The sequence below is a fragment of the Pseudomonas sp. PS02288 genome, from assembly GCF_029959715.1.
In the GTDB taxonomy this organism is placed as follows: Bacteria; Pseudomonadota; Gammaproteobacteria; order Pseudomonadales; family Pseudomonadaceae; genus Pseudomonas_O; species Pseudomonas_O kuykendallii.
This window is the reverse complement of record NZ_JASCPA010000007.1, coordinates 91,947-102,611: the sequence shown is the minus strand read 5'-3', so window position 1 is coordinate 102,611 and position 10,665 is coordinate 91,947. Positions and strand designations below refer to the sequence as shown.

The following is a 10,665-nucleotide window of genomic DNA, read 5'->3' as shown; positions in this document are numbered from 1 at the left end:
GGGGCTTTTTTTGTGGGGCGCTGGCTGGGAGACATCAGCTTGGGGGGGGGGGCTTCAGCCCACCGCCCCCACCACAAAAGCCACCGGCGGTGGGCTGAAGCCCACCCTACCGTCGCTCATCAGCGGGCGTTGAGTTGCTGCTGCAGGTTCTGCACCTGGCTCTGCAGCGTGCTGATGTTGCGGGTCATCTGCGCGCGGAAGGCGTCGAACTCGGCGGTTGCGGGGCCGCCCTGCGCTTGCGCCGGACGGTTGTCCAGCTCGCTGCGCAGTACCAGCAGGTCCTGTTGCAGGCTGTTGATGGCCTGGCTCGGGTTCTGCTTCTTCAGCGTCTGCACATCGGCGGAAAGGCTCTTGAGCTGCCGCTCGAGCTGGTCGACCTGGGTCGACAGGCTCTTCACCTGGTTGGTCAGCTTGCCCAGGTCGCCCTGGCTGCCCTTCAGGGTTTCGACGTCGCCGGAGAGGCTTTTCAGGCGACCGTCCGCGGCGCTCTGCAATGCCAGCAGATCCTTGCCCAACTGATCGGCGCGCTGGTCCTGGCTGGCCTGCCGGGTGACCAGCGTCTGCTGCTGTTTGCCGATATCGGCGAGCTTGGTCTGCAACTGTTTCACCTGCAGCTTGAGCGCCTCGCTGCCGCTGGTGACGTTGGACTCGGTGGCCACCACCTTGCCGGTGATGTCCTGGATGCGCCCGGCGGCTTCCTCGCTGATCCGCGCGAAGCTCTCTTGGGTCGCCACCAGCTGCTGCTCCATCAGCGAGATCTGCTGGTAGCTCCACCAGCCCAGGCCGCCGAGGGCGATGACCAGCGCCAGCACCAGCGCCCACAGCGGACCGGTGCCGCTGCGAGGCGCCTTGGCCGGGCGCTGGTTGCCGTAGCGCACCGGCTCGGGATCGACATCGCGGGCGAAATCGTCGCGGTCGCGCGCGCTGGTGGTCAGGCTGGGCACGTTGTCCAGTTCGTCGAGAGCATCGTTGCGCATGGGTCGCCTTCTGTCGCCGGTTTGCGAGGCGCGCAGTATACCGGTTCGCGACCGCTGCTTCAGCGCTGAGCATCGAGTGACAAAATGCTCTGCCGGGGTGCAGTGGCATTAGGCCGCCATGGCCGCAACGCCAGGAAACACGTTGGTTGGTGATCTGGTACGCCCTTTGCTAAATGACCGGGGACGCAGCCTTGGCGTTTCGCCGGCGCTGCTTCGGGGCATGAGTGAATCCTGTCGGGCTGATCGAGGGGAGCAGTTCGAGAGTTTCAACCAACGGGGGAAGCGAAATGGAACTGACCAAGACCATGGTGGACTGCATGCAGAAGCTGCGGCGCCGCCTGCGCGACGAACAGGCGGTGGACATTCGTCTGAGCCAGACCGATGCGATCACGGCGATGCTGCTCGCTTGCCAGGAATCGACCAACGAGGACACCCGCGCCATGGGCGAACAGCTCAGCAGCCTGACCGGCGTGCGGCTGAAAGCACCCGAATTGACCGAAGAACAGCTGATCGAAAAATACACCCGCTACGCCGGCCCGCTGCGCGGCTGAAGTCAGCCCGGCGTCCGGCGCCATTCCTCGCAGAACTCGTCAAGCGCCGTCCACAGGCTGGTTTTCGGTTGGTAGTCCAGATACCGCCGCGCCCGGCCGATGTCCAGCGTGTAATCCTTCGCCATCACCGCCACGCCCAGGCGGACCAAGGCGGGTTGCGGCCGCCCCGGCAGCAGCCGGCAGACCGTCTCGTTGAGCGTGGCGGCGGCGTAGGCCAGGGGATAGGCGACATGCCGCGTCACCGGTGGCAACTCCAGCCGCCGCAACACGTAATTCACCACGTCCCATAACGGCAGCGGCGCACCGTTGCTGATGTTGTACACCTTGCCCAACGCCGGCCCGGCGGCCAGCAAGGCGCTGAGCAGCGCTTCGTTGAGGTTCTGCACGCTGGTGAAATCGGCCAGGTTGAGGCCATTGCCGATGATCGCCAGCCGCCCCCGACGCTGCATCTCGATCAGTCGGGGAAACACGCTGTTGTCGCCCGCCCCGGTAACCAGTCGCGGACGCAGCGCCAGCACCTCCAGGCCGAACTCCTCGGCGCCGAAGACCTTCTGCTCGGCGAGGTACTTGGTCTTGCCGTAGTGATCGGAGAAGCGCCGCGGAATCTCATCCTCGCTCAGGTTGAGATGCGAATGCCCGTCGAAGCCGATCGAGGGCGAAGACAGGTGCACCAGGCGCCGCACGCGCTGCTTCAGGCAGGCTTCGACGACGTTCTCGGTGAGCGTGACGTTGCCCCGATAGAAATCCTCGTAGCGCCCCCAGGTGCCGACCGCACCGGCGCAATGCACCACCACGTCCACATCCGCGCAGAGCGCGCGCGCCAGCTGCGGATCGGCCAGATCACCCGGAATGAACTCCGCGCCTCGCGCGATCAGCGGCGCGACCGCTTCCGCGCGGCGCGCGTTGATCCGCACCGCCAGCCCCTGCTCGAGGGCGAAGCGGGCAAAGCGCCCGCCGATGAACCCGCTCGCACCCGTCACCAGAATCTTCATTTATTGCTCCTCAGCCTGCCGATAGAGGCCGGCGCCGCGTCGCAGGATAAGGCCGGCAGGCCGGCATGACGACAGTCCGTCAGTCGGTTCGCGGGACCAGCACCCGTTCGGCCACCCGGCACAGCTGGCGCGTCAGCTCGCCGAGCAGCGGCCCGCCGTTGTGCCAGTGGTGCCAGTACATCGGCACGTCCACCGGACGCCCCGGCACCAGTTCGCAAACCCGGCCGTCATCCAGCAGCTCACGAACCTGCAGCTCCGGCACCATGCCCCAGCCCAGCCCGCTGGAGGTGAGGCGCAGGAACCCTTCGGACGACGGGCACAGGTGATAGTTGAAGCTGCCTTCCACGCCGAGCCTCGCCAGGTAGCGATGCTGCAGCGAATCGTCCGGACCGAAGACGATCGCCGGCGCGCGAGCCAGCTCGGTGGCGCCGGCGCCCTCGGGGAAATGCCTCGCGATGAACGCCGGGCTGGCCACCGCCCGATAGCGCATGGCGCCCAGCGCGACGCTGCGCGCACCCGCCACCGGTCGCTCGGTGGCGCACACGCAGGCCGCCACCTCGCCCACGCGCATGCGCTTGAGGCCGACATCCTGGTCCTCCACCACATGCTCGAGCAGCAGACGATGCTCGACGCAGAACGAGGCCACGGCATCGGCCCACCAGGTGGCCAGACTGTCGGCGTTGATCGAGATGCGCAGGCGCTCGGCTCCGCCTCCTTCGGCAAGGCCCGGCACCTGACCCTGCACGTCGCGCTCGAGCAGGCGCACCTGCTGCACATGGTTGAGCAGGCGCCGCCCCACCTCCGTAGGGCGAGGTGGCACCGCGCGCACCAGCACCGGCTGACCGACCCGCGCCTCGAGCAGCTTGATACGTTGCGATACCGCCGATTGCGAGAGGCCGAGCAATTGTGCGGCGCGCTCGAAACCGTTCTGTTCCACCACCGCGGCGAGCGCAGCCAGAAGTTTGTAATCGAACAATCGATTTTCCTAATGATGGATTAGCATAATTCGTTTTCCTTATACATCCATCGCTCACAGACTCGCCACCTCCTCCTCCCCAACCAAGGACAATGCCATGTGGCAGAGCTACGTGAACGGGCTGCTGATGTGCGCCGGCCTGATCCTCGCCATCGGTGCGCAGAATGCCTTCGTTCTGGCCCAGGGCCTGCGCCGCGAGCATCACTGGCCGGTCGCCCTGCTCTGCATCCTCTGCGATGCGTTGCTGATCTGTGCCGGCGTGTTCGGCCTGGCGCGCCTGCTGGTGGAAAGCCAGTCGCTGCTCGCCGTCGCGCGCTGGGGTGGTGCGGCCTTCCTGCTCTTCTATGGCAGCCAGGCGCTGCACCGCGCCGTGCGTCCTCAGGCATTGGTGCAGAGCGCAGCCAGTACCCGCCGGCCGCTCAGGGCAGTGCTGCTGGCGACGCTGGCGGTGACCCTGCTCAACCCGCACGTCTACCTGGATACGGTGCTGCTGATCGGCTCGCTCGGCGCGCAGCAGCCGGTGCCCGGCGCCTTCGCCATGGGCGCGGCGAGCGCCTCGCTGCTGTGGTTCTGCGCACTGGCGGCGGGAGCGGCCTGGCTGGCGCCCTGGCTGGCACGGCCGGCGACCTGGCGGGTCCTCGACCTGGCCGTGGCGGCGATGATGTTCAGCATCGCGGCGCAGCTGATTTTCAATCCTCCGCAATGAACGCCTGGCGCCAGCCGGGGTCCACGATGAATCGGGCGCCCTCCCGAGCAGCCTGTCAGAAGTGCCTATCCAGAGGCCCCGGCAGTGGGTTTCCCCCTACGTTTGTTGCGTGGTTTAGGGGGTTGCCCGGTGCTATGATCCAGGCTTCGCGGCAAGTAGGAGTAGCAAGCTCCAGCCGCATTGCTGGCCGACCGTGACGGCCTGGCGCCTGCCGCAAACGACCTGACCTGATGAATCAAGGAGATAAAAATGGCTTTCGAATTGCCGCCGCTGCCTTACGAAAAAACCGCCCTCGAGCCGCACATGTCCGCCGAGACGCTGGAATACCATCACGACAAACACCACAACACCTACGTGGTAAACCTGAACAACCTGGTTCCTGGCACCGAGTTCGAAGGCAAGGACCTGGAAACCATCATCAAGACCTCGTCCGGCGGCATCTTCAACAACGCCGCTCAGGTCTGGAACCACACCTTCTTCTGGAACTGCCTGGCTCCGAACGCCGGCGGCCAGCCGACCGGTGAACTGGCTAGCGCCATCGACGCCGCCTTCGGCTCGTTCGACAAGTTCAAGGAAGAGTTCGCCAAGACCACCATCGCCACCTTCGGCTCCGGCTGGGGCTGGCTGGTGAAGAAGGCCGACGGCTCGCTGGCCATCGTCAGCACCGGTGGCGCCGGCAACCCCCTCACCTCCGGCGACACTCCGCTGCTGACCTGCGACGTGTGGGAACACGCCTACTACATCGACTACCGCAACCTGCGCCCGAAATTCGTCGAGGCGTTCTGGAACCTGGTGAACTGGGACTTCGTGGCGAAAAACTACGCCGCCTGATCCGCTGTTCCGCTCCATGGGAAAACCCGGCCTCGGCCGGGTTTTTTTCGTTTCCGCGGCTTTTGCCGATCCGGGCATTCTCCAAACCGCCGAATGGTCCTCAAGTCCCTCGGATGCGCACCGACAAAGTGCGCATCGTGGCTTAGCCCTGGGTTCGACTGCGCCGAAAATGCGCACCTGCGCAAAAAATCCCGTTAGCCGATGCTGGCCCTTTGACTGCCACAGCGCGATTGCCAATACTCCGCTTTGTCGGACGATTTGGCATACATAAGGAATCCCCTTTTGAAGCTGGAACTCAAGAACAGCTTGTCATTGAAGTTGCTCCGAGTGGTGCTGCTGGCAGCGCTCGTGGTAGGCGTGGTGCTCAGCTGCGCGCAGATCGTGTTCGACGTCTACAAGACCCGACAGACCATCACCAGCGATGCCCAGCGCATCCTGGCGATGTTTCGTGATCCATCGACACAAGCGGTCTACAGTCTCGACCGCGAGATGGGCATGCAGGTGATCGAGGGCCTGTTCCAGCACGAAGCCGTGCGCGTCGCCTCCATCGGCAACCCCACCGAGCCGATGCTCGCCGAGCGCGAACGCGGCCTACTCGACACCCCGACGCGGATGCTCACCGACCCGATCCTCGGCAAGGAACAGACCTTCAGCACCCGCCTGGTCGGCCGCGCGCCCTACAGCGAGTACTACGGCGACCTCAGCATTACCCTCGATACCGCGCCCTACGGCGAGAGCTTCGTCACCAACTCGGTGATCATCTTCGTCTCCGGCGTGCTGCGCGCGCTGGCGATGGGCCTGGCGCTGTACCTGGTCTACCACTGGCTGTTGACCAAGCCGCTGTCGAAAATCATCGAGCACCTCACCAACATCAATCCGGACCGCCCCAGCCAGCACAAGCTGCCGATGCTCAAGGGCAACGAAAAGAACGAACTGGGCCTGTGGATTCACACCGCCAACGAGCTGCTCTCCTCGATCGAACGCAACACCAACCTGCGCCATGAGGCGGAAAACAGCCTGTTGCGCATGTCCCAGTACGACTTCCTCACCGGGCTGCCGAATCGCCAGCAGCTGCAGGGCCAGCTGGACCAGATCCTCGAGGACGCCGGACGCCGGCAACGCCGGGTGGCGGTGCTCTGCGTCGGCCTGGACGACTTCAAGGGAATCAACGAACAGTTTAGCTACCAGACCGGCGACCACCTGCTGCTGGCCCTGGCCGACCGTCTGCGCAGCCACAGCGGTCGGCTCGGCACCCTGGCGCGGCTGGGCGGCGATCAGTTCGCCCTGGTCCAGGCCGACATCGAACAACCCTACGAAGCGGCGGAGCTGGCGCAGAGCATTCTCGACGACCTCGAACTTCCCTTCCCGCTCGACGAACAGTCCGTCCTGCTGCGTGCCACCATCGGCATCACGCTGTTCCCGGAAGACGGCGACAGCACCGAGAAGCTGCTGCAGAAAGCCGAACAGACGATGACCCTGGCGAAAAGCCGCTCGCGCAATCGCTACCAGTTCTACATCGCCAGCGTCGACAGCGAGATGCGCAGACGCCGCGAGCTCGAGAAGGACCTGCGCGACGCGCTGGCGCTGGAACAGCTGCACGTGGTCTATCAACCCCAGGTGGATTACCGCAACCACCGCGTCACCGGGGTCGAAGCGCTGCTGCGCTGGCAGCATCCGCAACACGGCTTCGTCCCGCCGGACCTGTTCATTCCGCTGGCGGAACAGAACGGCACCATCATTCCGATCGGCGAGTGGGTGCTCGACCAGGCCTGCCGCCAACTGCGCGAATGGCATGACCAGGGTTTCAGCGACCTGCGCATGGCGGTCAATCTGTCCACCGTGCAGTTGCACCACGCCGAGTTGCCGCGGGTGGTCAACAACCTGATGCAGGTCTATCGCCTGCCGCCGCGCAGCCTGGAGCTGGAGGTCACCGAAACCGGCCTGATGGAAGACATCACCACCGCCGCGCAGCATCTGCTCAGCCTGCGCCGTTCCGGCGCGCTGATCGCCATCGACGACTTCGGTACCGGCTATTCGTCGTTGAGCTATCTGAAAAGCCTGCCGCTGGACAAGATCAAGATCGACAAGAGCTTCGTTCAGGACCTGCTGGAAGACGAGGACGACGCCACCATCGTTCGCGCCATCATCCAGCTCGGCAAGAGCCTCGGCATGCAGGTGATCGCCGAAGGCGTGGAGACCGTGGAGCAGGAGGCGTACATCATCGCCCAGGGCTGCCACGAGGGTCAGGGCTACCTCTACAGCAAGCCGCTGTCCGCCCGCGAACTGGGCCAGTACCTGCGCCAGTCGAAGCGCCTGAACCAGACGCCCGTGCCCACCCACAACTGAGCGCCACCGCTCGCTTCGGACGAAGTGACGAGATCAGCCGCCGCCAGCGCCCGCCAATGGCGGCGGACCTTCGCGCCACTCGGGATCGATCAGGCATTCCGGCTAGGTGGGGCCAAGCCTCGCTGAAGGCGCGCTCAGGCACCTCCCAACCGCAGTCTTGCCGCTGTCGCTCGCGCCTGTGGCGCAGGACGCTTGCCCGTCTCGGCATTCCTTCCACGGGATCGAAACAACCGGAACTGCGGCTTCGCTGCGCAGGTTAAATGCGACAGAACACTTTTCAACAATGAAAATCTTTCGCATTATGTGGCGGTTTTCCACCCTTCACATCGCTCCATCACCCAGATGCAAAGGAACCCGCACATGATTCGTAAGCCCCTGGCTGCCGCCAGCCTCCTGGCCATTGCCATTTCCATCGCCGGCTGTGGCGATGACAAGGAAAAAGCACCTGCGCAACAAGCCAGCGCTCCTGCTCCCGCCGCCGCTCCGGCCGCCAGCAGTGCACCGGCTGCAGCCAGTGCGGCCACGGTCGACGAAGCCGCCGCCAAGCAGGTGATCGTTAACTATGCGGACATGGCCTCCGCCGTCTTCGACGACGCCCTGAGCACCGCGCAGAACCTGCAGAAAGCCATCGACGCCTTCCTCGCCAACCCGAGCACCGCGACCCAGGACGCCGCCAAGAAGGCCTGGCTGGCCGCTCGCGTCCCGTACATGCAGAGCGAAGTCTTCCGCTTCGGCAATACCATCGTCGACGACTGGGAAGGTCAGGTGAACGCCTGGCCGCTGGACGAAGGCCTGATCGATTACGTCGCCAAGGACACCCAGTCCGCGCTGGGCAACCCGGCCGCCACCGCCAACATCATCGCCAACACCGAGATCCAGGTCGGCGAAGACAAGATCGACGTCAGCGAAATCACCGATGAGAAGCTCGCCAGCCTGAACGAGCTGGGCGGTTCCGAAGCCAACGTCGCCACCGGCTACCACGCCATCGAGTTCCTCCTCTGGGGCCAGGACCTGAACGGTACCGGCCCGGGCGCCGGCGAGCGTCCGGCCAGCGATTACCTGACCGGCGAAGGCGCCACAGGCGGCCACAACGACCGTCGTCGTGCCTACCTGAAAGCCGCGACCGACCTGCTGGTCAGCGACCTGGAAGAGATGTCCGGCCAGTGGAAAGCGGGCGTCGCCGACAACTACCGCGCCACCCTGGAAGCCGAACCGGTCGAGAACGGCCTGCGCAAGATGCTCTTCGGCATGGGCAGCCTGTCCCTCGGCGAACTGGCCGGCGAGCGCATGAAGGTCGCGCTGGAAGCCAACTCCACCGAAGACGAGCACGACTGCTTCAGCGACAACACGCACAACTCGCACTTCTACAACGGCAAGGGCATCCGCAACGTTTACCTCGGCGAGTACAAGCGAGTCGACGGCACCACCCTGACCGGCGCCAGCCTGTCTTCCCTGGTCGCCAAGGCCGACGCGGAGACGGACAATACTGTCAAGGCCGACCTGCAGGACACCGAAGCCAAGCTGCAGGCGATGGTCGACAGCGCCGAGAAGGACAACGTCCATTTCGACCAACTGATCGCCGCCGACAATGCCAAGGGCCAGCAGATCGTTCGCGACGCCATCGCCGCACTGGTCAAGCAGACCGGTGCCATCGAGCAGGCCGCCGCCAAGCTGGGCATCAGCGACCTGAAGCCGGATAACGCCGATCACGAGTTCTGATCGAGCGCATCGCCAGGCAACACAACGGATGCGCTTTCGGGCGCATCCGTCTTTTCCGGCGCGACACTTCGTCCCGCGTGCAAACGAAAATCTCTCTTATTCACGACCAAGTGCCCTGCTAAGCTTGCTCGCCGCCTCGTTCAGGACATTCTCGATGCTCCCCCTGCTCCGCCTGTCACCGCTGTTTCTGGCACTGCTCATCAGCGCTTGCGACGACAAACCCCGCTTCACCCAGGCCGAGCCCGGCGAAGCCCTCTCCGGCGGCGCCACCACCGTATTCCAGACCGACCGCAACGCCTTCGCGATGCCCTCGGGCAACCTGTCCAACACCCGCAGCCTCGACTTCAGCGTCGGCAACAGCTTCTTCCGCAACCCCTGGGTCACGGCCCCCACTGCCACCACCGCGCGTGACGGTCTCGGGCCACTGTTCAATACCAATGCCTGCCAGAACTGCCATGTCCGCGACGGCCGCGGCCAGCCGCCCGGCGAGAACGCGGTGCAAGCGGTCTCCATGCTGGTACGCCTGTCGATTCCCGCCAGCCCGGCCGACGCCAAGGTCCTCGAACACCTGGGCATGGTCCCCGAGCCGACCTATGGCGGGCAGTTCCAGGACATGGCGATTCCCGGAGTCGCTCCCGAAGGCAAGATCCGCGTCGACTACAGCCCGCTGCCGGTGACCTTCGCCGACGGCAGCGTGGTCGAACTGCGCAAGCCAACCCTGCGCCTGAGCGACCTCAACTACGGCCCCATGCATCCGCAGACCATGACCTCGGCCCGCGTCGCGCCGCCGATGATCGGCCTCGGCCTGCTCGAGGCGATTCCCGAAGCGGACATCCTCGCCAACGCCGATCCGGAGGATCGCGACGGCAACGGCATATCCGGGCGCCCCAACCGCGTCTGGGACATGCGCAAGGGTGAAACCGTGCTCGGCCGCTTCGGCTGGAAAGCCGGCCAGCCGACCATCGAGCAGCAAAGCGCGCACGCCTTCTCCGGCGACATGGGCCTGACCACGTCGCTGCTGCCGCACGACGACTGCACGCCGAGCCAGATCGACTGCCTGAATGCCGTGAATGGCGGTGTCCCAGAAGTCAGCGACAACATCCTGTCCAAGGTCGTCTTCTACTCGCGCAACCTGGCCGTTCCGGCGCGCCGCGATGTCGACGCCGCACGGGTCCTGGCCGGAAAATCGGCGTTCTTCCAGGCCGGCTGCCAGCAATGCCACACGCCGCAGTTCAAGACCCGCGCCGATGCCGCCGAACCCGAGCTGGCGAACCAGGTGATCCGCCCCTACAGCGACCTGCTGTTGCACGACATGGGCGAAGGCCTCGCCGATCACCGCGGCGAGTTCCAGGCCAGCGGCAGCGAATGGCGTACCGCTCCGCTGTGGGGAATCGGCCTCAGCGAGGCGGTGACCGGACATACCCAGTTCCTTCACGACGGCCGCGCGCGTAACCTTCTCGAAGCCATTCTCTGGCACGGCGGCGAAGCCGAACCGGCCAAGCAGCAGGTACTCGCTTTCGATGCCGAGCAACGCACCGCGTTGCTGGCTTTCCTGAATTCCCTCTGA

Annotated in this window: 9 protein-coding genes; 6 read left to right on the top strand and 3 right to left on the bottom strand. The window is 65.2% G+C overall.

Features of this window, described 5'->3' with window-relative positions; all coding sequences use genetic code 11:
• Positions 1 to 119: 119 nt before the first annotated feature.
• Positions 120 to 977 carry an ATPase gene (locus tag QMX85_RS05290; protein WP_282339134.1) on the bottom strand — a complete coding sequence of 286 codons (858 nt, stop codon included), beginning with the start codon at positions 975 to 977 and terminating at the stop codon, positions 120 to 122.
• A 287-nt stretch (positions 978 to 1,264) separates the two neighbouring features.
• Between QMX85_RS05290 and QMX85_RS05285 the strand changes: the two genes are divergently transcribed.
• Positions 1,265 to 1,528, top strand: coding sequence for a hypothetical protein (locus QMX85_RS05285; RefSeq protein ID WP_090227526.1), 264 nt, complete (start codon positions 1,265 to 1,267; stop codon positions 1,526 to 1,528).
• 2 nt (positions 1,529 to 1,530) lie between these two features.
• Here the strand turns inward: QMX85_RS05285 and QMX85_RS05280 are convergent, their stop codons facing one another.
• Positions 1,531 to 2,520, bottom strand: a complete 990-nt coding sequence (locus tag QMX85_RS05280) for an NAD-dependent epimerase/dehydratase family protein (protein ID WP_282339133.1) — start codon at positions 2,518 to 2,520, stop codon at positions 1,531 to 1,533.
• 79 nt (positions 2,521 to 2,599) lie between these two features.
• Entirely contained in the window at positions 2,600 to 3,496 is an 897-nt protein-coding gene (locus tag QMX85_RS05275) for a LysR family transcriptional regulator ArgP (RefSeq protein WP_282339132.1), read from the bottom strand.
• Positions 3,497 to 3,593: 97 nt separating this feature from the next.
• Between QMX85_RS05275 and QMX85_RS05270 the strand changes: the two genes are divergently transcribed.
• The 5 genes from QMX85_RS05270 to QMX85_RS05250 all read left to right on the top strand — a co-directional run bounded on the left by QMX85_RS05270 (position 3,594) and on the right by QMX85_RS05250 (position 10,665).
• Positions 3,594 to 4,202, top strand: a complete 609-nt coding sequence (locus tag QMX85_RS05270) for a LysE/ArgO family amino acid transporter (RefSeq protein WP_282339131.1) — start codon at positions 3,594 to 3,596, stop codon at positions 4,200 to 4,202.
• 249 nt (positions 4,203 to 4,451) lie between these two features.
• Entirely contained in the window at positions 4,452 to 5,033 is a 582-nt protein-coding gene (locus QMX85_RS05265) for a Fe-Mn family superoxide dismutase (protein ID WP_090227537.1), read from the top strand.
• A 282-nt stretch (positions 5,034 to 5,315) separates the two neighbouring features.
• Complete coding sequence (locus tag QMX85_RS05260) at positions 5,316 to 7,379, top strand: GGDEF domain-containing phosphodiesterase (protein ID WP_282339130.1); 2,064 nt, start codon at positions 5,316 to 5,318, stop codon at positions 7,377 to 7,379.
• Between the two features lie 360 nt (positions 7,380 to 7,739).
• Positions 7,740 to 9,098, top strand: a complete 1,359-nt coding sequence (locus tag QMX85_RS05255) for an imelysin family protein (protein WP_282339129.1) — start codon at positions 7,740 to 7,742, stop codon at positions 9,096 to 9,098.
• Between the two features lie 154 nt (positions 9,099 to 9,252).
• A complete protein-coding gene (locus QMX85_RS05250; RefSeq protein ID WP_282339128.1) occupies positions 9,253 to 10,665 on the top strand; it encodes a di-heme oxidoredictase family protein in 1,413 nt (470 codons plus the stop codon).

Coding starts and splice junctions, on each gene's coding strand:
- QMX85_RS05290 (WP_282339134.1), bottom strand. CDS start 977: ATGCGCAACGATGCTCTCGACGAACTGGACAACGTGCCCAGCCTGACC.
- QMX85_RS05285 (WP_090227526.1), top strand. CDS start 1,265: ATGGAACTGACCAAGACCATGGTGGACTGCATGCAGAAGCTGCGGCGC.
- QMX85_RS05280 (WP_282339133.1), bottom strand. CDS start 2,520: ATGAAGATTCTGGTGACGGGTGCGAGCGGGTTCATCGGCGGGCGCTTT.
- QMX85_RS05270 (WP_282339131.1), top strand. CDS start 3,594: ATGTGGCAGAGCTACGTGAACGGGCTGCTGATGTGCGCCGGCCTGATC.
- QMX85_RS05265 (WP_090227537.1), top strand. CDS start 4,452: ATGGCTTTCGAATTGCCGCCGCTGCCTTACGAAAAAACCGCCCTCGAG.
- QMX85_RS05255 (WP_282339129.1), top strand. CDS start 7,740: ATGATTCGTAAGCCCCTGGCTGCCGCCAGCCTCCTGGCCATTGCCATT.
- QMX85_RS05250 (WP_282339128.1), top strand. CDS start 9,253: ATGCTCCCCCTGCTCCGCCTGTCACCGCTGTTTCTGGCACTGCTCATC.